Source organism: Rhizorhabdus antheiae, assembly GCF_049889055.1.
Taxonomy (GTDB): domain Bacteria; phylum Pseudomonadota; class Alphaproteobacteria; order Sphingomonadales; family Sphingomonadaceae; genus Rhizorhabdus.
Map to the genome: position 1 here is coordinate 19,458 of NZ_JBLTWO010000002.1, position 18,947 is coordinate 38,404.

Annotated in this window: 17 protein-coding genes, 1 tRNA gene and 1 pseudogene; 13 read left to right on the top strand and 6 right to left on the bottom strand. The window is 64.9% G+C overall.

The window, feature by feature from the left end:
* Position 1: 1 nt before the first annotated feature.
* Positions 2 to 700 carry a ribonuclease T2 family protein gene (locus ACNI3R_RS04430; protein WP_426180307.1) on the top strand — a complete coding sequence of 233 codons (699 nt, stop codon included), beginning with the start codon at positions 2 to 4 and terminating at the stop codon, positions 698 to 700.
* 20 nt (positions 701 to 720) lie between these two features.
* On the opposite strand, the gene ACNI3R_RS04435 is transcribed toward ACNI3R_RS04430, so the two are convergent.
* Together ACNI3R_RS04435 and ACNI3R_RS04440 are read right to left on the bottom strand one after the other, a co-directional pair.
* Positions 721 to 1,422 (bottom strand): RlmE family RNA methyltransferase, encoded by a 702-nt coding sequence (locus ACNI3R_RS04435; protein ID WP_426180309.1) that lies wholly within the window; start codon positions 1,420 to 1,422, stop codon positions 721 to 723.
* Entirely contained in the window at positions 1,419 to 2,471 is a 1,053-nt protein-coding gene (locus ACNI3R_RS04440) for a Ppx/GppA phosphatase family protein (RefSeq protein ID WP_426180311.1), read from the bottom strand. Before ACNI3R_RS04440 ends, ACNI3R_RS04435 begins: the two co-directional genes overlap by 4 nt.
* 149 nt (positions 2,472 to 2,620) lie before the next feature.
* Here ACNI3R_RS04440 and ACNI3R_RS04445 point away from each other — a divergent pair.
* The 10 genes and pseudogenes from ACNI3R_RS04445 to ACNI3R_RS04490 all read left to right on the top strand — a co-directional run bounded on the left by ACNI3R_RS04445 (position 2,621) and on the right by ACNI3R_RS04490 (position 12,512).
* Positions 2,621 to 2,694, top strand: a tRNA-Gln gene (locus ACNI3R_RS04445).
* 100 nt (positions 2,695 to 2,794) lie between these two features.
* A complete protein-coding gene (locus ACNI3R_RS04450; RefSeq protein ID WP_426180313.1) occupies positions 2,795 to 5,515 on the top strand; it encodes a type I restriction endonuclease subunit R in 2,721 nt (906 codons plus the stop codon).
* Positions 5,516 to 5,581: 66 nt separating this feature from the next.
* Positions 5,582 to 6,934, top strand: coding sequence for a restriction endonuclease subunit S (locus ACNI3R_RS04455; protein ID WP_426180315.1), 1,353 nt, complete (start codon positions 5,582 to 5,584; stop codon positions 6,932 to 6,934).
* Positions 6,931 to 7,575, top strand: a complete 645-nt coding sequence (darT, locus tag ACNI3R_RS04460) for a type II toxin-antitoxin system toxin DNA ADP-ribosyl transferase DarT (protein ID WP_426180317.1) — start codon at positions 6,931 to 6,933, stop codon at positions 7,573 to 7,575. The genes ACNI3R_RS04455 and darT overlap by 4 nt, the downstream gene beginning before the upstream one ends.
* A 20-nt stretch (positions 7,576 to 7,595) precedes the next feature.
* Positions 7,596 to 8,636 carry a type II toxin-antitoxin system antitoxin DNA ADP-ribosyl glycohydrolase DarG gene (gene darG, locus ACNI3R_RS04465; RefSeq protein WP_426180318.1) on the top strand — a complete coding sequence of 347 codons (1,041 nt, stop codon included), beginning with the start codon at positions 7,596 to 7,598 and terminating at the stop codon, positions 8,634 to 8,636.
* A 3-nt stretch (positions 8,637 to 8,639) separates the two neighbouring features.
* Positions 8,640 to 10,091, top strand: a complete 1,452-nt coding sequence (locus ACNI3R_RS04470) for a class I SAM-dependent DNA methyltransferase (RefSeq protein ID WP_426180319.1) — start codon at positions 8,640 to 8,642, stop codon at positions 10,089 to 10,091.
* A gap of 169 nt (positions 10,092 to 10,260) precedes the next feature.
* Complete coding sequence (locus tag ACNI3R_RS04475; RefSeq protein ID WP_296625864.1) at positions 10,261 to 10,467, top strand: DUF5818 domain-containing protein; 207 nt, start codon at positions 10,261 to 10,263, stop codon at positions 10,465 to 10,467.
* 189 nt (positions 10,468 to 10,656) lie between these two features.
* Entirely contained in the window at positions 10,657 to 10,923 is a 267-nt protein-coding gene (locus tag ACNI3R_RS04480) for a hypothetical protein (protein ID WP_426180320.1), read from the top strand.
* A gap of 58 nt (positions 10,924 to 10,981) precedes the next feature.
* A pseudogene (locus ACNI3R_RS04485) lies at positions 10,982 to 11,092 on the top strand (extensin family protein); the annotation flags it as partial.
* Between the two features lie 235 nt (positions 11,093 to 11,327).
* Positions 11,328 to 12,512: a dipeptidase gene (locus tag ACNI3R_RS04490; protein WP_426181435.1), complete on the top strand. Its 1,185-nt coding sequence runs from the start codon at positions 11,328 to 11,330 to the stop codon at positions 12,510 to 12,512.
* 17 nt (positions 12,513 to 12,529) lie between these two features.
* On the opposite strand, the gene ACNI3R_RS04495 is transcribed toward ACNI3R_RS04490, so the two are convergent.
* The 3 genes from ACNI3R_RS04495 to ACNI3R_RS04505 are packed head-to-tail and all read right to left on the bottom strand — an operon-like array spanning position 12,530 to position 15,396.
* Positions 12,530 to 13,714: a mechanosensitive ion channel family protein gene (locus tag ACNI3R_RS04495; protein WP_426180322.1), complete on the bottom strand. Its 1,185-nt coding sequence runs from the start codon at positions 13,712 to 13,714 to the stop codon at positions 12,530 to 12,532.
* Between the two features lie 19 nt (positions 13,715 to 13,733).
* Entirely contained in the window at positions 13,734 to 15,206 is a 1,473-nt protein-coding gene (locus tag ACNI3R_RS04500; RefSeq protein ID WP_426180324.1) for a putative O-glycosylation ligase, exosortase A system-associated, read from the bottom strand.
* Positions 15,199 to 15,396, bottom strand: coding sequence for a hypothetical protein (locus tag ACNI3R_RS04505; protein WP_426180326.1), 198 nt, complete (start codon positions 15,394 to 15,396; stop codon positions 15,199 to 15,201). The genes ACNI3R_RS04500 and ACNI3R_RS04505 overlap by 8 nt, the downstream gene beginning before the upstream one ends.
* 59 nt (positions 15,397 to 15,455) lie before the next feature.
* Here ACNI3R_RS04505 and ACNI3R_RS04510 point away from each other — a divergent pair, with 59 nt between their 5' ends.
* A complete protein-coding gene (locus ACNI3R_RS04510) occupies positions 15,456 to 16,667 on the top strand; it encodes a TIGR04063 family PEP-CTERM/XrtA system glycosyltransferase (RefSeq protein WP_426180327.1) in 1,212 nt (403 codons plus the stop codon).
* A gap of 88 nt (positions 16,668 to 16,755) precedes the next feature.
* Positions 16,756 to 18,447 (top strand): hypothetical protein, encoded by a 1,692-nt coding sequence (locus ACNI3R_RS04515; RefSeq protein WP_426180329.1) that lies wholly within the window; start codon positions 16,756 to 16,758, stop codon positions 18,445 to 18,447.
* Here ACNI3R_RS04515 and ACNI3R_RS04520 read toward each other — a convergent pair.
* On the bottom strand, positions 18,437 to 18,763 hold the full coding sequence (locus tag ACNI3R_RS04520) for a hypothetical protein (protein WP_426180331.1): 327 nt from the start codon (positions 18,761 to 18,763) through the stop codon (positions 18,437 to 18,439). The genes ACNI3R_RS04515 and ACNI3R_RS04520 overlap by 11 nt on opposite strands.
* Positions 18,764 to 18,947 lie beyond the last annotated feature (184 nt).

Sequence of the window (18,947 nt, forward strand, 5' to 3'; positions counted from 1 at the left end):
AATGCGCGCGACGCTGGTGCTTCTGCTCGCAACGCTGGTCGCCGCGCCTGCGTGCAGCCGCAAGGCGCCCAGCTGCGAGGTGCCGGCCGAACTGCCCCGCCCGATGCTCGAAGGGCCGACCAGCGAGCAACCCCGCCGCCTTCTGCCGATCGGCAGCTACACGCTGGCAATCAGCTGGTCCCCCGAATATTGCGCCGACCGCACGACCAGCCCGCGCGACCATTTCCAGTGCGGCGGCGAGCGGAGCTTCGGTTTCACCTTGCACGGGCTCTGGCCCGACGGCGAAGGCGCCCAGTGGCCGCAATATTGCCGTCCGACCCGGCTGGTGCCCGAGAAGGTCATCCGCGACCATGTCTGCACCACGCCGTCGCCGCAGCTGATCCAGCATGAATGGGAGAAGCACGGTACCTGCATGAGCAAGACGCCCGAGGCCTATTTCGCCAAGAGCGCCGCGCTCTATTCCGAACTGCGCTTCCCCGAGATGGACGAACTGCGCGGCAAGTCGATGACCGCCGCCGCCTTCCAGCAGGCCTTCGCCAAGGCCAATCCCGGCATGAAGGCCGATCAGATGCGCCTGAACGTCGACAAGGCCGGCTGGTTCGAGGAAGTCTGGCTCTGCCTCGACAAGCAGTTCCGGCGGGCGAGCTGCCCCGCCCATCAGGGTGGCGCAAGGCCCGGTCAGATCATCCGGATACGCTGACCCCTATCATCCTTCTGGAATCAGCCTTCCGGCGTCTCGTCCGGGATGGCGTTCGATCCGACGACGCCCTTGAATCCCTGTGCGATCACATACCATTCGGACGAGTCCTTGCGGCTTGCCGGGGGCTTGGCATGTTTGACCGTGGTGAACAGCCGCTTGAGCTCGGCCACCAGGCTGTGGTCGGCGCCGCCCGCCAGCACCTTGGCGACATAGGTTCCGCCCGGCCGCAGCACTTCGCTCGCGAACTGGCAGCCGGCCTCGACCAGCGCCATCGTGCGCAGATGGTCGGTCTGCTGGTGCCCTACCGTATTCGCCGCCATGTCCGACAGGACGATGTCGGCCGGCCCGCCCAGCGCCTCGGCGAGCAGGGCAGGGGCTTCCTCGGCCATGAAGTCCATCTGCAGGATGATCGCACCGTCGATCGGATCGGTCGGCAGCAGATCGATCCCCACCACGGCGGCCTGCGGGCAGATCTTGCGCACGACCTGCGTCCAGCCGCCCGGCGCGATGCCGAGGTCGATCACCCGCTTGGCGCCGCGCAGGAAATGAAAGCGCTCGTCGAGCTCGGTCAGCTTATAGGCCGCGCGCGAGCGATAGCCCTCGGCCTTGGCCTTGCGGACATAGGGATCATTGAGCTGCCGTTCGAGCCAGCGCGTCGAGGCCGCCGTCCGGCCCTTGGCCGTCTTGACACGCTGCTTGCCGCCGCTTCCGCCCCGGCTCACGAGGCGAGCCTCGCGCGGTCGCGCGCCATCAGCGAGCGCAATATGCCTTCGCGAATGCCGCGATCGGCGACTCCCAGCCGCTCGGCCGGCCAGATGTCCAATATGGCGTCGAGAATCGCGCAACCGGCAACGACGAGATCGGCGCGCTCATGCCCGATGCAGGGCAGTTCGGCGCGCTGCTCGACCGTCATGCCCGCCAGCCGCGCGCTGATGTCGCGCATCGCGGGCACCGGCACGACCAGTCCGTCGATCAGCCGCCGGTCGTAGCTCGGCAGGTCGAGATGGACGCTGGCGAGTGTCGTCACCGTCCCGCTGGTGCCGAGCAGGCGACCGGGCTTTCCAGCGCTTTCAAGCTTCGGGGCGAAGGCGGCGAAACTCTCATTCACGCGGGCGCGCATCCTTGCATAGCTGTCGAGCAGCGAATCCCGGTCGTCGCCGGCGTGGGGCACCGTTTCCGACAGCGAAACGACGCCCCAGGGGGCCGAGAACCAGTCGAGGATGCGGGGGGGCTCATGATCGGCATCGATCAGGATCAGTTCGGTCGAGCCGCCGCCTATGTCGAAGACCAGTGCGGTGCCCTCGCCGGGTTCGAGCAGTGCATGGCAACCGAGAACGGCCAGCCGCGCTTCTTGTTCGGGGGAGATGATCTCCAGCGCAATTCCCGTCTCGCGATAGACGCGCTGGACGAACTCGCGACCATTGCCCGCGCGGCGGCAGGCTTCGGTGGCGACCGAGCGGACCAGCGATACGCGCCGCCGCCGCAGCTTGTCCGCGCAGACCGACAATGCGCTGACCGCGCGGTCCATCGCCGCCTCGGACAACATGCCCGTTGCGGCCAGTCCTTCACCCAAGCGCACGATCCGCGAAAAGGCATCGACGACGACGAAACCGTCGTCGGCCGGTCGCGCGATCAGCAGGCGGCAATTGTTGGTGCCCAGGTCGAGCGCGGCATAGCTGTTGCGGGGAGGCCCGTTCAGCGACGGAGTACGTGTCCTGCGCCCGCCATGTCCATGCGGTCGCGACACGTCTGGATTGGGGCCAGACGCCATAGTGTTCGATCTCTTTCATCACCATGCAACATTCTGATGTATGGCACTTGGCGCAGACGGTAATGGGAGATGACGCCCACGGCAAGACCGCGCCCGACATCAGTTGACAGCAGCCGACAGCCTCCTTATGTGCGCCGCTCTGTCCTTGATGCCCCGTCGTCTAAAGGTAAGACTACGGACTCTGACTCCGTCAATTGAGGTTCGAATCCTCACGGGGCATCCACTCTCCTGAAATCGCGAGATAGTTGGCGGGCTCCTCTTCAGGGTTGCGCTGGGGGTAGCCAAGTCTTTGCGATTGCGCAGCTGTCTGCCATACAGACGCTATGGCGTCCCCGGAACGAAAAGCCCGCGAGCTGATCGACGCGCAATTGAGCGCGGCGGGCTGGGTCGTTCAGGATCGGGAAGATATGAGCCTCGGTGCGGGGCTTGGGGTGGCGGTGCGCGAATATCCGCTGGCGACCGGTCCCTGCGACTATCTGTTGTTCGTCGATCGCAAGGCATGCGGGGTGATCGAGGCGAAGCCCGAGGGGACCACCCTGTCCGGCGTCGCGGATCAGGCCGTCCGCTATCAGCAGCGCCTTCCGTCCCACCTTGCGGCGTGGAGCGACCCGCTTCGATTCGATTATGAGGCGAGCGCGTCGGAAATCCTGTTCAGCGACCGCGTCGATGTCGCGCAGCGTTCCCGATATCTGTTCGGCTTCCACCGTCCCGAAACCCTGCATGAGTGGCTGGAGTCCGGATCGTCCCTGCGATTGCGACTGACCACCATGCCCCCGCTGGTGACGGAAGGGCTGCGCGCTTGTCAGGTCGAAGCGATCACTGCCCTCGAAGCCTCGCTGGCGGAGGGCAGGCCGCGCGCGCTGGTGCAGATGACGATGGGTGCCGGCAAGACCTTCACCGCCGCCACGCAAGCCTATCGCCTGCTGGCCCATGGCGGGGCGAAGCGCATCCTGTTCCTCGTGGACCGCAACAACCTCGGGCGCCAGACGCTCAAGGAGTTTCAGGCTTATCGCCCGACGGGGACGGGCCGGCTGTTCACCGAACTCTACAATGTCCAGCGCCTCGGTCCGGCCGGCCTCGATCCCAATGCTTCGGTGGTGATCTCGACGATCCAGCGGGTCTATGCCCAGCTTGCGGAAGAGGAACTGTCGGAAGAGGACGAGGAGGCGAGCGGCTATGAGGGCGAGAACGCGCCGGCAAAGCAGGTCGTGTACAACGCTGCCCTGCCGCCGGAGACCTTCGATTTCGTCATCGTCGACGAATGCCACCGCTCGATCTATGGCAATTGGCGGCAGGTGCTTGAGTATTTCGACGCCTTCACCATCGGGCTCACGGCCACGCCGTCGATCCACACGCTGGGCTATTTCCAGAAGAATCTCGTCGCCAAATATCCCTATGAACGCTCGGTGGTCGACGGGGTGAATGTGCCGTTCGAGGTGTTCCGCATCCGCACCGAGATCGGCGAGCGGGGCGGCAGGATCGACGCGGGATATACCGTAGCCCGCCGCGACCGGCACACCCGCCGCCAGCGGTACGAGGAACTGTCCGAGGACGTAATCTACGCGCCCACCGAGCTTGATCGTTCGGTGATAGCGCCCAACCAGATCCGCCTGATCCTCCAGACCTACCGCGACACCCTGCCGACGGAACTCTTCCCCGGTCGAACCGAGGTGCCCAAGACGCTGATCTTCGCCAAGGACGATCACCATGCCGAAGAGATCGTCCACATTGCGCGCGAGATATTCGGCAAGGACAACGCCTTCGCCAGGAAGATCACCTATGCGGCTGACGATCCGGAAAAGCTGATCGCCGAGTTCCGCAACAGCTATCACCCGCGCATCGCCGTCACCGTGGACATGATCGCCACCGGGACCGACATCAAGGCGGTCGAAGCGCTGATCTTCCTGCGCGACGTGCGCTCCTCGCTCTATTTCGAACAGATGAAGGGGCGCGGCGTCCGCACGATCAATGACGCCGACCTGAAGATGGTCACGCCGGACGCGCAGACCAAGGACCGCTTCATCCTGATCGACGCGGTCGGCGTTACCGAAAGCGTCAAGCAGGTCGCCAAGCCGCTGGAGCGCAAGCGCGATATCGGTTTCGAGAAGCTGCTTGAGCATGTCGCCAGCGGACGATCCGACCCGGATCTCGTCTCCACCCTTGCGGGTCGCATCGCCGCGCTGGCGAAGAAGCTCGCACCCGAAGATCATGCCGAGATCGGGGTGGCCTCGGGTGGTCTCACCCTGCACGACATCGCCTCGCGCCTGCTCGACAGCATCGACAATGACAAGGTCGAGGCCGAAACCCCGCCTCCCGTCACCGATGAGGCGATGGAGCGGACCGGCCAGCATATGCGCGAAGAGGCCCTGCGCGTCCTGGCCGATCGTCCGAAGCTGCGCCGCCTGCTTGTGGACCTGAAGAAACAGTCCGAACTCTATATCGACGAATTCTCCCGTGATGCGGTGATTGCAACCGGCTTCGATGAGAAGGCGGCGCGGGAGACGGTGGCGAAATTTTCCGATTTCCTCGACCAGCATCAGGACGAACTGACCGCGCTGACCATCCTCTATGGCAAGCCGGCCCGCCTGGCGCGGCTGACCTATGACAGCATCGAGCAACTGCGCCACGCCCTTGCCAGGCCACCCTGGCTGCTGGAACCCGTGTCGATCTGGGCGGCCTACAAGCGGCTGTCCGCAGGCAAGGTCACGGCAGACCCGGCGCGCGTGCTGACCGACATCGTCGCGCTGGTGCGCTATGCGCTGGGCCAGCGCGACACGCTCGCCCCGCTGTCGGCGGACATGGCCGGGCGCTTCAACCTGTGGCTGGGGCGCGAGAAGACGGCGGGCCGCGAGTACGGGCCTGAGCAGCTTGGCTGGCTGGAGGCGATCCGCGATCACCTCGCCGCCAATATTGACCTGAGCCTGCGCGACCTTCAGGAGCAGCCGGTCTTCGTCGAGCGCGGCGGCGTGATCGCTGCACGCCGGGCGTTCGGCGATCGGCTGGACAAGATCATAGAGGAATTGCCGGACGCGCTGGTGGCGTGATGCTGCCCTGCGCTTCAGGATGGAACGGGGTTTGAGGCTGTGGCACGGGGGCGGAAAGCAGCGGCGGTGGATGCCGGGCCGGTCGAAGGACCTTGGGCCCTGCCGGATGGCTGGCGCTGGGAGCGGCTGGGAAATCTGGTCGAGAAGTCCAGCGCCAAGTACCAGCCCGACGAAGATAGCCGCCTCCCGTTTGTCGGGCTAGAGCACATCCCGCCGCACGAAATGCGTATCGAAAGTATCGGCAGCTTCGCAGATATGCGCAGCGCAGGCTCGGCCTTCGTGCCGGGTGACGTGCTTTACGGTCGGCTTCGGCCATACCTGAACAAAGTATGGGTTGCTGATCGGGCAGGCGCTTGCTCGGGAGAGTTACTCGTCCTCCGACCGAAGGCAGGAATGGATGCCCGCTATGTCGCACTCAACCTGCACAGCCAGCGGTACGTTCATTATGCATCGCATATCGTAACCGGCGACCGTCCGCGCATCGATTTCGACGTTGTCGGCGCATTCCCGGTGCCCGTCCCGGACGAAGGCACACAGCAACAGGTTGTCGCCTGCATCGACGCCCTGTTCGCCGAGATCGACGAAGGCGAAGCGGCGCTGGCCGAGGCGCGGGCCGGGGTGGAGACCTATCGCAAGGCCCTGCTCAAGGCAGCGGTGACGGGCGAGCTTACCGCCGACTGGCGCGCGGCCAATCCTTCGCAGGAAACCGGCGAGCAACTCCTCGCAAGCATTCTCGGCGACCGCCGCGCTCGTGGCCATGTCATCAAGAAGAGCCAAGCTGGCGACCTGGTGGCAGAGGACGATCTTCCGATACTGCCCGATAGCTGGATTTGGTGCAGGAACGAGCAGGCTGGGGCAATCCAACTGGGGAGGCAGCGCACCCCGAAGGATCATGATGGGCCGCACATGCGCCCCTATCTCCGAGTGGCGAACGTCTATGAAGAGAGGATCGACCTTCGGGATGTGAAGCAGATGAACTTCACGCCCTCTGAGTTTGAGACGTTTGAGTTGAAACCCGGCGACATTCTTCTGAACGAAGGGCAGAGCCTAGAACTTGTTGGCCGACCGGCAATGTTCCGCGGCGAAGTGGAAGGGTGTTGCTTCCAGAATACACTGGTGCGGTTCCGTGCTGGCCCGCATGTCGATGAAGAGTATGCCCTGCTAACGTTCCTATATGCGATGCACACGAAGCGGTTTCAGCGCATCGCCAAGATCACGACGAACATCGCTCACCTTGGGGCAGGACGCTTCGCGGAGATTGGCTTCCCCTTGCCGCCACTGGTTGAACAGCGCGAAGTCGTGCGGCTGTACCGCGCGCACATGACGCGGTTTGCGGAAGCGATCTCAACGCTTTCTGACACTTCGGCGCTCCGCCAATCGATCCTCGCCGCCGCCTTTCGGGGGGAGCTAGTGACATGACTCCGCCGGGCCGTCCGAAGATCTATCATATCCTGCATGTGGACCGGCTGCCATCCATCCTCGCCAGCGGCGGGCTGCTGCCGGACACGCAGATGCATGGTCGCGACGGCCATGGCACGGTCATCGGCATGCCCGACCTCAAGGCGCACAGGCTTACGCGCCCGGTCGACGGACATGACGGGCTGAGCGTCGGCGCCTGCGTGCCCTTCTATCTCTGTCCCCGCTCGCTGATGCTCTATGTGATCCACAGGGCCAATCATCCGAACCTCGCCTATCGGGGCGGGCAGAGGCCTATCGTGCATCTGGAGGCGGACATGCGCGCCGTCGTCGAGTGGGCGAACGGACAGGACAGGCGCTGGGCGTTCACGCTGGGTAATGCTTCGGCCAGCTATGCCGAGTTCCGCACCAGCCTGGCGCAGCTTGGCGACGTGAACTGGCCGGCGGTGCTGGGAACCGATTTCAGCACGCCCGCAACCAAGGATGCCAAGCAGGCCGAGTTTCTGCTCGAAGGCGGTTTTCCCTGGGAACTGGTCGAACGGATCGGCGTGATCGACAAGGTGGTTGCGGCGCAGGTCGCAGAGGCTATGCAGGCAGCCGCCCACCGTCCGCGGGTGGAAATCCTGCGCTCATGGTATTATTGATGGCCCGAGGGGAGACGCCGATGATCAGCACGACGCAGGGCAATCTTCTTGCCGCCGACGTCGAGGCTCTGGTCAACACGGTGAATTGCGTGGGCGTGATGGGCCGGGGCATCGCGCTGCAGTTCAAGGACGCCTATCCTGCCAATTTCGCTGACTATGCGGCCGCCTGCGCGGCGAAGGAGGTCGTGCCCGGCAGGATGCATGTCCACGCCACCGGCCATCTGACCAACCCGCGCTTCATCATCAATTTCCCGACCAAGCGCCATTGGCGGGGCAATAGCCGCATGGAGGATATCGAAGCGGGGCTGGCCGATCTCCGGAGGGTGATCCTCGACCATCAGATCAGGTCGATTGCCTTGCCGCCGCTGGGCAGCGGGCTGGGCGGCTTGCCATGGCCTGCGGTCAAGGCGCGGATCATCGATGCCCTGTCCGGCCTCGACGACGTGTTGATCACCTTGTTCGAGCCGCGCCCCGACGCGGACATGATGAAGCGGCACAGGGACAAGGACGCCCCGAAGCTGACGCCGATGCGCGCCGCGCTGATCGGGCTGATGGACCGCTATGTGCGCGGCCTGATGGAGCCGGACATCACCCTGCTGGAACTGCACAAGCTGGTCTATTTTCTGCAGGCATCGGGCCTTGCCATGCGCCTGCGGTTCAGGAAGGCGCATTATGGCCCCTATGCCGAAAATCTGCGCCATGTCCTGTCTGAGATGGAAGGCTATTATATTGCCGGCTATGGCTATGGCGGCGATCAGCCGGACAAGCGGCTGGAGATCGTGCCAGGCGCACTGGAAGCGGCTCAACCCGTCATCGCATCCGACGAACAGACGGCGGCCTCTTTCTCAAGGATCGAGGAGCTTGTCAGGGGCTTCGAGACTCCTCTCGGGCTTGAGCTGCTCGCGACCACGCATTGGGCGGTGTGGCAGGAAGGCGCGAAGGATCAGTCCGACGTCGGACGGGTCTTCGCGACCTGGAACGAACGCAAGTCCAGCTTTACGCCACGGCAGATCGGGATCGCCTATGACCAGCTTCGCTCGCACGGCTGGCTGCCGAACTGAATCATGAACGAACAAAGTCTCGTCTCGAAAGTCTGGAACTATGCCCATGTCCTGCGGGACGAAGGCATCGGCTATGGCGATTATGTCGGCCAGATCAGCTTCCTGCTGTTCCTCAAGATGGATGAGGAGCGGACCGCCTATCTCGGTGAGCCCTCGCTGATACCGGCGGAGTATCAATGGTCGACGATCCGGGGGAAGACCGGAGAGGCGCTGGACCAGCATTACAAGAAGGCGCTGAGCGAGCTTGCGAAGCGCACCGATTTCGTCGGCACCCTGTTCCTCAAGGCCGAGAGCAAGATCAACGATCCGGCCCGGCTGCAACGCCTCGTCACGCTGATCGACGGTGAGACGTGGATGGGCGTCAACGTCGACGTGAAAGGCGCGATCTACGAAGGACTGCTCGAACGCAATGCGGGTGAGGTGAAGAGCGGCGCGGGTCAGTATTTCACGCCGCGACCGCTGATTCAGGCGATGGTGCAGGTGGTCGACCCGTCACCCACCGAAAGCGTCTGCGATCCAGCCTGCGGCACCGGCGGATTCCTGCTAGCCGCCTATGACCATATGAAGCGAAAGCCCGCCGCTGCCGACAGGCGCGTGTCGGCGGCGCTGCGCGAGGAGATGTTTCGCGGCCATGATATCGTGCCGGAGGTGGTGCGGCTATGTGCCATGAACCTCTATCTCCACGGCATCGGCGGCAGCAAATCGCCCGTGGTGCCGGTCGATGCGCTGGCGAATGATGATGGCGAACGCTTCGATATCGTGCTGGCCAACCCACCCTTCGGCAAGCGCACCTCCTATCGCACGGTCAATGCCAAGGGGGACATGGAGACCGAGCGGCAGGATTATGTCCGCGAAGACTTCACCGTCACCACCTCGAACAAGCAGCTGAATTTCCTTCAGCACATCATGACGATCCTGAAGCCCGGTGGCACCGCCGCCGTGGTTCTGCCCGACAATGTGCTGTTCGAGGGCGGGGCAGGGGAGGCGATCCGTCGCCGGCTGCTCAAGGACTTCAACTTTCACACCCTGCTGCGCCTGCCGACCGGCATCTTCTACAAGCAGGGGGTGAAGGCCAATGTCCTGTTCTTCGAGAAGGTCGCGGCGGGCGAGCGCATCGCGACGGAAGAGATGTGGGTCTATGACTTCCGCACCAACCAGCGCTTCACCCTGCGCGAACGCCCGCTGAAGCGCGCCGACCTCGACGATTTCGTCGACGCTTATCGCCCGAACCACCTCCGTCACACGCGGCAGGAAAGCGAACGCTTCAGGCGCTTCAGCTATGAGGAACTGGCGGGACGGGACAAGCTGAACCTCGACATCTTCTGGCTCAAGGATGACGGCCACATCGACCCGGACAGTCTGCCGCCGCCGGATGAGGTGGCGGCTGAGATCGTCGAGAATCTCGAAGCGGCGCTGGAGCGGTTTCGCAGGGTTGCGGCGCAGTTGACTCGATAAAAAGGTGCGAGGCAGAGCATCCCTCTCGTAACCGCTCCCACAGCGTTGCATCCAGGCCACAGCGGGCGCGCTCGTTGCGTCTGTGCGCTCATGGGGCTTGCCTCATGCCGGCAACGGCATAGTCTCGTCACTCGGAGAGGGTGCCTCCTGAACTGATGGGGGAGCCGACATGCCGAACAAGACGCCGGGTCGATTCGCACGCACGGGACGCCTGATCGCCAAGAGCAATTGCTTTGCTCTGCGGTGCGAGGATGGCGGGGAATATTGGCTGGAGATGGACCGCATTCCGCAGCATCTGCTCGACGAGCATGTGCGGATCGACGGGGTGATGTTCGGTGCCAGTCTGGTCGCGGTCGAGGGGATCGGCCCGGTCTGAGCGTCGAGGTCGGCCGTCTCCCCGGCGATTTTTTGCCCGCCCCTCGTGCATGGCATCACTGCCACTACGGTCAATTTCGGCAACGATGCATTTACGGATGTGATGTACCGATCGGTACTCTAATCCGCTAAAAGGGATCCGCTAAAGGGCTGCCAGGCACCAGGGAGTGCCATGCCAGGGGTCATCGACATGCGCCGTACCACCATCCAGAATCCTGTCGTCGGAAGCACAAGAGCGGCCTGTGCCGGGCGGGCGGTGCCGGTTGAGGCGCCGGCAATCCGGCAGGCTCTGTCCGCCACAGGGCGGGCCATATTCGCGCTGCTGCTTCTGTGGTTGGGACATGCGACGGCGCGGGCGACCGAGTCGCTTCCCCTCGCCATTGTGGCTATGGCTTTCGCCTTCCTCATCGCAGTTGCGCTGTGGAGCGCGGTGGCCGGAGTTGGTGCGCGGCGCTGATTCCAGTAGGAGGCTGCGGATATCTGGCGGCTGCCGGGCGTAGTGCGAGGTCCGCGACGGCGCCTGCGCCAGTTTCGGCACCGTCCTGTCGCCGGACCATAACGCGCTGCACCGCGATCATCTCCACCTCGAACAGGCAAAGCGTGGCGGCCGGAGCTTCTGCCGCTGAGCCGGTCCATGCGCAGGACCGCGCATGGACATTGAGCCCTGCGCATGGTCTGCTTGCCCGATGACGGAAGGTGAGCGAGCAGAGCCGGAGCACCGAAAAGAGGTCGCGACTGCGCATGTCCCGCCGCCGTCACTCGCCGGGGGACAGCTTCCCAAGGTGAATCAATTTCCAGGACGACAGGGGGACAGGGATGCGCAGACGCAACAGCAGCAATGACCGGACCGTCCACGCGTTGATGGCACTGTCCCTGCTGCTGGCGGCCTCTTCTGCGGTCGCAGCAGGGCGCGGGCATCAGGCGATGCTCACGCTCGACAGCCATCTCGACACGCCGGCCTCGCTCGATCTTCCCGGCTGGCGGATCGAGGACGCGCACGACGTCGACGTCGATTTCACCCAGGTCGACCTGCCGCGGATGCGCAAGGGCGGTCTCGATGGCGGCTTCTGGGCGGTCTATACGCCGCAGGGGCCGCTCGACGCTGCGGGCAAGGCCGCCGCGCGCGATTTCGCCTTCCGGCGACTGCTGTCGATCCGCGAAATGGTCGCCTCGCACCACAAGACGATGGAGCTGGCCCTGACAGCCGGCGATGCCGAACGTATCGCCAAAACCGGCAAGCGCGTCGTCTTCATCAGCATGGAAAATGCCTATCCGCTGGCGGACGACCCGACCCTCGTGCGCAGCTTTCATGCGATGGGCTTGCGGATGCTGGGACTCGTGCATTTCGCCAACAACCAGTTCGCCGACAGTTCGACCGATCCGGGCGGACCGCGCTGGAACGGTTTGAGCCCGCTCGGTCGCGAGCTGGTGACGGAGGCCAACCGGCTCGGCCTGGTCGTCGATGCGTCGCATGCGTCGGATGCCGTGCTCGACCAGCTTCTGGCGCAATCGCGCGCGCCGATCATCCTGTCGCATTCGGGGTGCAAGGCGATCTACGATCATCCGCGCAATGTCGACGACGAGCGGCTGCGGCGGCTGGCGGCGGCGGGCGGGGTCATCCAGATCAACAGCTTCGAACATTATCTGAAGGCTCTGCCGCGGAACAAGGAGCGCGATGCGGCGCTGCGGGCCCTGTCCGACCGGATCGACCAGCCCGGCCTGTCGGTGGCCGAGTATCGCGCGCTGCTCGCCGAGCGTCGTGCGCTGGTCGCGCGCTATCCGGTCGAGCATGCGAGCTTCGACGACTTCATGGCGCATCTGCTGCACGCGCTGAAAGTCGTTGGCCCAGACCATGTCGGCATCGGCCTCGACCTCGATGGCGGGGGCGGGGTGACGGGCATGAGGGATGCCGGCTCGCTGTCGCGCATCACCACCGCGCTGCGGGCGGCAGGCTATGACGACGCGGCGATCGAAAAGATCTGGAGCGGCAACCTGTTGCGCGTGGTGGCGGCGGCACAGGCCGTTGCCGACCCTCCCGCCTCCTGATTTCATCTGGCGGTCGTTCAGCCCTTGCGGAGCAGGTCGGCCGGGATCTCCGCATAGGGCATGATCATCCGGCCGTCGGGTGCTGCGGTGAAGGTTGTCTGGGTCGGATAGGCGAAGTTGATGCCCTCGCGGGCGAATGTCTCCAGTATCTCGACGCAGATCGAGTGCCGGACCGCGTTGAACACCTCCACATCCTCATCGATCACGTCGAAGAGCAGCTCATAGTCGAGGCTCGATGCGCCGAAACTGATCATGCAGCAGTGGAGGAACACCGCCTTGTCGTGGCTCGTGACGATCGCCTCAACCATTTCCGGAAGGCAGCGGCAGGTTTCCGGGCTGGTTTGATAGGTCACGCCGAGCATGAGCGTCGCGCGGCGGCGCATCGTGTGGGCAAGGTTGCGCAGCTCCTTGTTGAGCAGATTGGTGTTCGAGATCACCACCTCTTCGCCGGTCGTGGCCCGCACCCGCGTCGTCTTCAGGCCGATCGACTCCACCGTGCCCACGGTCTGGTCCCAGCGGACCGTGTCGCCGCGCCGGAAGGGGCGGTCGAAGATGATCGCGAGCGAGGCGAACAGGTCGGAGAAGATGCCCTGCGCGGCGAGGCCGATGGCGATGCCGCCGATGCCGAGGCTGGCGACGAGGCCGGTGATGTTGACCCCGATATTGTCGAGGATCAACAGGATCGCCACGATGAAGCAGACCGAGGTAACCAGCAACCGGATGATGCCGATCGCGGAGCCGAGCATGGAGGAGCCCGACTCCTCGTCGCCCGCGCGATATTCGACGATCCCGATGATCAGTTCGCGGACCCAGATCGCCGCCTGCAGCGCGGCTGCCACGGTGAACAGGAAGCCGATCGTCGTCGATATGACGGCGGGCGGGTTCGCATAGCCGCTGACCAGGCGCGCGGCGAGGGTGACGATGAAGAACAAATTGGTGCGCGCGATCGCCCGGCCGATGATCCTGGGCCAATGGCCGACATGTTCGCGCCTGCACAGGCGCGTGCCGAGCATCCGCAGGCCGTAGAGCACCGCGATGATCACCGCCCCGATCGAGCAGGCGATGACGATGCTCATATAATGGGTCGCGATCCAGCCGACTGTCTGGTCGTAGAATATCTCGGCGTCGCTCAGCGACTTGGCGAGAGAGGGGTCTCCGCCTGCGACGCTGGCGTTCGAAGCTGTCTTGGTCGGTACGGGCATTGGGCTTTCCGATTGATGTCTATTTGCTGGGAGCACTTCCCCAACGCGCCTGCGTCCGGCGTCGTTCCGGCTTCGTTTCGGAAGCCGCCTGCTCGGCGGCGAGTGCCGCGGCGGCGGCTGCGGCTTCCCGCTCGGCCTGTGCCTGCGCTTCGGCCTCCACCTCGCGGCGGCGCCGGCGGAACGGGTTCCAGACCTTCTTCTTTACATGCGTCTGGACATAGCGGTCGAACGATATCTCCACCGCGATCAGGAAGTAGATATAGGGCTGGAAGGCGATCCCGACGAAAGAACATCCCAGCATGAAGATCAGGTGGCCGTGCTGGAGCGCGCTGGCGAGCGGCGCCACCCAGGCATTTTCGCCTTCTTCCTTCTTGTAGGTTCGTCGGATCGCTTCCATCCGGAAAACGCCGATCAGGTGAACCGCCAGGAACATCAAGAGCCCTGGATAGCCCTGCTCGCCGAGCATCTCGAAATAGGCGTTGTGGAAGGCGCGGCCGGCATCATAGCCGATCACCTTGACCGTCGTTCCGTCAGCAGTCTTGTAGCTCATGTCGATTTCGAGCTTGTTGCCGATATAGGAGTTGAAGCCGCCGCCCAGCGGGTGGCTTGCCGCATAGTCGATCGTCCATTTCCACACGGCCAGACGCGTCGAGGCGGAAGCATCGCCCTTGTAGCCCTGGATCGTGTCCATTCGCTGCGTATAGCTTTTCGGCAGGAAAGGTATGCCGCCGATGACGATGCCCGCCATCACCGCGAGATAGAGCATCCGGCGCTTCGCCGCGCGCAGTTCGAGCAGCGCCATGAGCGCGATGCAGAGCAGGCCGGTGCGGGTCTGCGTGCCGATCGGGATCAGCAGGCAGGCGAAGGCCAGCGCATACCAGTAGAGCCGCGTCAGCAGCATCGGTTTCACGATGTAGGAATATTTCGCCATGTAGAGGATCAGCGGGATCGAGCAGATCGCGAAGGCGGAGATGGTGCTGCCCTCGTACATGCCACTGTTGTTGGCGACCATCAGGTTGAGCACGCCATAGCCGCCGCCGCCTGCCAGCGTCTTGGCGCCGCCGACCACCGCGATCGAAGACAGGCACAGCAGCATGAACAGCAGCACCCCCTCGATCCGGGCGCGCGTGTAGAGTGTCATCGGCATGAAGATCGAGAAGACCAGCGCCTTCCACACCCAGTCCCATTTCTCTTTGGCCGCATCGGGAAAAGCCGCGGTCAGTGTCGTGAAGCCGCAGAGCAGGAGCAGCAGGATCAGGATGATCTGGCGGGGAGAAGGGCGGGCCTGTGTCTTGTCGTCGTTGATCGCCCAGCCGAGAAAGGCTGCGATGAAGACGATCAGCGAGACGGGGATCGAACTGAGCAGATAATAGGAAAGCCGCTGCGGCGAAACGATGTCGACATAGATATAGGCGAGCACGAACAGAAAGGGACGCCGCAGTCCTGCGAGCAGCAGCGCGACCAGAAAGCTAATCAGGAACAGATCACGCACGGTCTGATCCCGGCCTCTGCTGGCCCATCTCCACGCCGGCACGGCGTTTCATCGGCTTTTTAGGAAGCACCGGCTTGAAATGGCGACCCGACTGGACGGGCTCTTCGTTGAGAAAGGGGTGCACCAGCAGCTTCCACCCGACGATGCCGAGCAGGAAGTGGGCGAGCAGCAGTGAAAGGGTGTCGATCATGACGGGGCCGCCCGATTCCGGTTGACATGCGCGGCGTCTTGAGGCGCGTTTCGCCGCACATGAAGATACTCCACGTCCTAGATCATAGCCTGCCGATCCACAGCGGCTATACTTTTCGTACACGCGCGATTCTCAAGGCGCAGCAGGCGATGGGCTGGGAGGTCAGGGCTGTGACCGGACCGCGCTACAATGCACCGTCTCCCGACCCGGCGGTGGAGGAGGGGCTGATCTTCCACCGGAGCGGCTCGGCGCCGGATGGCCCGACGCCGATCGGTGAGTGGCGCGAAGTGGCGGCGCTGCGCCGCCGCATATTGGAGGTGGCGACGGAGTGGAAGCCTGACCTGATTCATGCCCATTCTCCAGCGCTGGTCGGTCTTGCGGCTTCGCTCGCCGCACGCAGGCTGGGTCTGCCGTTTCTCTATGAGATCCGCGCCTTCTGGGAGGATGCGGCGGTCGGTAACGGGACGGGGCGCGAGGGTAGCCTGAAATATCGGGCGGTCCGCGCGCTGGAGAGCCATGTGGTGTCGCGCGCGGATGCGGTCGCGGTGATCTGCGAGGGGCTGCGGGCCGATCTGGTCGCGCGGGGCGTTGCGCCCGGCAAGATCATGGTATCGCCGAACGGGGTCGATCTGGAACTCTTCGGCGCCCCCCCGCCGCCCGATCGCGCGCTGGCCGCGCAATTGGCGTTGGGGGAGGCCGAGGTGATCGGCTTCATCGGTTCCTTCTACGATTATGAAGGGCTCGACGATCTGGTCGCGGCGATGCCGGCGCTGGTCGAGCGCTGCCCGCGTGCCGCCCTGCTGCTGGTGGGCGGCGGTCCGATGGAGGCCGCGATCCGGCGACAGGCGGAGATGTCCCCGGTCGCCGATCGTATCCACTTCGTCGGCCGTGTGCCGCACCAGGAGGTCGAGCGCTATTACAGCCTGATCGATGTGCTCGCCTATCCGCGCAAGTCGATGCGGCTGACCGATCTGGTGACTCCGCTCAAGCCGCTCGAGGCCATGGCGCAACGCCGTCTCGTCGCGGCATCCGACGTCGGCGGGCATCGCGAACTTATCGAGCAAGGCGTGACCGGCCTGCTGTTCCCGCCCGACGATCCGCCGGCGCTGGCTGCCGCGCTTGCAGGCCTGTTGCAGGATCGCTCGCTGTGGGAAGAACGCCGTGACGTGGCCCGGGCCTTTGTCGAGCGCGAGCGGAACTGGGCGGTCAACGTCGCGCGCTATCGCCCTGTCTATGAGCGCCTGACAACGGTGGGCGGAGCGAAGACATGATCGTCGAAAACGCAAATATGCGGCAGGAAAGTAACGGAATCCCAATTTTGCCTTATTAATGGGTGATAGAGTTAATATGGGCGTTCCGATGGTACAGAGCAAAGCGCGGCGGCGATCGAGCCTTATCTGGGGCAGCTTGCTGGCCATATTGCTGGGCGTGGCGGCAGCATTTTTCGTGCTGGCCATGCCGATCAGCCTGCTCGAAACGATCACGACGACGACACGCCTGTCCAAGCTGATGGTTCAGGCGGAGCCGCCCATCTCTCCCAATGACCGCACCCTCCTGGCGGTGCTGGCCGGCATATTGGTCTCGGCGGTCGGGTGGGTGATGCTCGACTGGTTGCTGTTCGGCAAAGCCGGCCTGAGCGTGATCATGCCGGGTCGCGAGGATGATTTCGAGGACGAGGACGACGATGCCTTTCGGCCGACCGACCCACTCGATCTGATCGGCCACAGCGGTAGCCCGCTGGCTCGGAACGACTGGGCGCCGGGCAACATAGCGAGCGATCCGCGTCGTCCGCTGTCGGCTCGCACCGATATCGGCGATCCCCCCCCCGGCGGTGCCCCGTTCCTGCCCGGTGTCGGCGACGCTTTTCCGCCTGCTGGCCAGATCCTGCCGGGTGCGGGCGTTTCTGCTCCGCCCCTGCCGCCCGTGTTGGGCGCATCGCCGCTGCCACCCCTCCAGCCGCCTTCGGCGCCGAGCTGGGCCGCAGATCCATTGCCGGCAGGGCGGGGCTCCTGGCCTCCGCTCGACGAGACGGTGCTGCCCGAGACGCTGATCGCCCCGGCTGCCCCGGTAGCGCCTTCGATTCCGACGCCCCCTGCGGCCCGGGCCGCCCCGGAAGTGCCGCCTGGCATGCCGAGCTGGCTGCCCGCGCCGGGCCCGAGAGTCGACGAGGGTCTGTCGTCGGCCGATCCGGCGATCGAGGACGGCATCCTCAGCCCGCCGGGGTTGCCGGTTTCTGCAACTGCCGAGACATCCGAGCCGGCGTCCGATCCTCTGGCCGGACGTCTTGCCCCGGTGGCGGTGCCCGACATCCTTGCGGCCTTCTCGCCGGCATCTCCCGTCGCGCCCGAAATGCCGCCGGTCGAGACTGCCGCTCCGCAGGTCGAACCTCCGTTCGAGCTGAATGTTACGGCGCCTGAAATTGCTCAGCCGGTAGAGCAGCCCCGGCCGGTTTCGACGATCGCGCCTTCGCTGTCACCGCAGGAGGCGACGAGACCGGCAAGCGCCCCGCCTCCTCCCGAATGGCCCGCTTCGACCGCCTCGCCGCTGGCAACACCGGTGGCATCGAACCGCCCCGTATCTGCGCGCGCTGGCAGTGCCGGTCTTGATCGTGCGCGTCTGGAGGATTTGCTCGAGCGGCTTGAGCGCAGTCTTGAAGGTCGCCGTGCCGCAGCTGCACGCGCGCCCGCGCAGCCAATCCCGATGGTCGTGCCAGCGCCTGCTCCGCAGCCGGCACCCACGCCGCAGCCATCGGTACCTGTACCGCCGGCCTTTGCGGCGCCGGTCGCGCCGGTGGTCCCTGACCCGGCAGGGGCGCCCATCGCGCCCATGTTCGGGACTGTGCCTGACCCGCGCTTCCCGGCCGATCCGGTGCCGTCTCCGCTGATCGCGCCGATCGTCTTCTCCGCGCCCGAGCCACCGATGCCCGTCGCGGCGAACCCGGCCCCGGCCGCGCGTGCGCAGGCGAGCGGAAACGCGCCCGCCAATGATGCGCTGCTCGAGCAGCCTTTGCATATGACGCTCGAACAATTGAGGCAGATGATCAGGCGCTGAGTGCGCTTCCGGCATCCAGCGTCAGTGCACGCAGCCGAAACATTGCCGGGTCGGCCGTCAGGTCGACCTTCTCCATCGATAGTTCGACCAGCAGATGGCCCGGCAGATCGAGGTCGGCCATGATCGCCGCCTCACGGAGCGTGCGAACCGCCTGATCGACATCCGGCCCGTCGATCGCGACATCCAGCAGGTGGCGCTCTCCGTCGAACAGCAGGCTGCGCCAGGGGTGGCTGTCCGATCGCGTCGCATGGAGCCGGGCATAGGGCCGGCAGCGTGATCGAAGTGCCGCGAGCAGCGCCTTGCCAGGGTCGCTCATCGGACCTGCTCTTTCGCCTCGGCCTGCCAGCGAGCGATATGCGCTCTGACCCTCTCGGCCGTCGCTGTTCGCGGTTCCCGGCCCCGACGAAGCGCTGCGACGAAGGCCGGGTCGCCCAGTGCCTCGCGGCCGAAGCGCGATGGCTTGGTCCCCGATTGCCGCAGGTGCCGCTCGACGTCTCTCA

What these genes read in the sequence shown, in the direction of transcription:
- ACNI3R_RS04495 (WP_426180322.1), bottom strand. Translation starts at nt 13,714, where the DNA reads ATGCCCGTACCGACCAAGACAGCTTCGAACGCCAGCGTCGCAGGCGGA.
- ACNI3R_RS04490 (WP_426181435.1), top strand. Translation starts at nt 11,328, where the DNA reads ATGGCACTGTCCCTGCTGCTGGCGGCCTCTTCTGCGGTCGCAGCAGGG.
- darT (WP_426180317.1), top strand. Translation starts at nt 6,931, where the DNA reads ATGACTCCGCCGGGCCGTCCGAAGATCTATCATATCCTGCATGTGGAC.
- ACNI3R_RS04510 (WP_426180327.1), top strand. Translation starts at nt 15,456, where the DNA reads ATGAAGATACTCCACGTCCTAGATCATAGCCTGCCGATCCACAGCGGC.
- ACNI3R_RS04520 (WP_426180331.1), bottom strand. Translation starts at nt 18,763, where the DNA reads ATGAGCGACCCTGGCAAGGCGCTGCTCGCGGCACTTCGATCACGCTGC.
- ACNI3R_RS04475 (WP_296625864.1), top strand. Translation starts at nt 10,261, where the DNA reads ATGCCGAACAAGACGCCGGGTCGATTCGCACGCACGGGACGCCTGATC.
- ACNI3R_RS04480 (WP_426180320.1), top strand. Translation starts at nt 10,657, where the DNA reads ATGCGCCGTACCACCATCCAGAATCCTGTCGTCGGAAGCACAAGAGCG.
- ACNI3R_RS04515 (WP_426180329.1), top strand. Translation starts at nt 16,756, where the DNA reads ATGGTACAGAGCAAAGCGCGGCGGCGATCGAGCCTTATCTGGGGCAGC.
- ACNI3R_RS04505 (WP_426180326.1), bottom strand. Translation starts at nt 15,396, where the DNA reads ATGATCGACACCCTTTCACTGCTGCTCGCCCACTTCCTGCTCGGCATC.
- ACNI3R_RS04470 (WP_426180319.1), top strand. Translation starts at nt 8,640, where the DNA reads ATGAACGAACAAAGTCTCGTCTCGAAAGTCTGGAACTATGCCCATGTC.
- darG (WP_426180318.1), top strand. Translation starts at nt 7,596, where the DNA reads ATGATCAGCACGACGCAGGGCAATCTTCTTGCCGCCGACGTCGAGGCT.
- ACNI3R_RS04430 (WP_426180307.1), top strand. Translation starts at nt 2, where the DNA reads ATGCGCGCGACGCTGGTGCTTCTGCTCGCAACGCTGGTCGCCGCGCCT.
- ACNI3R_RS04450 (WP_426180313.1), top strand. Translation starts at nt 2,795, where the DNA reads ATGGCGTCCCCGGAACGAAAAGCCCGCGAGCTGATCGACGCGCAATTG.
- ACNI3R_RS04440 (WP_426180311.1), bottom strand. Translation starts at nt 2,471, where the DNA reads ATGGCGTCTGGCCCCAATCCAGACGTGTCGCGACCGCATGGACATGGC.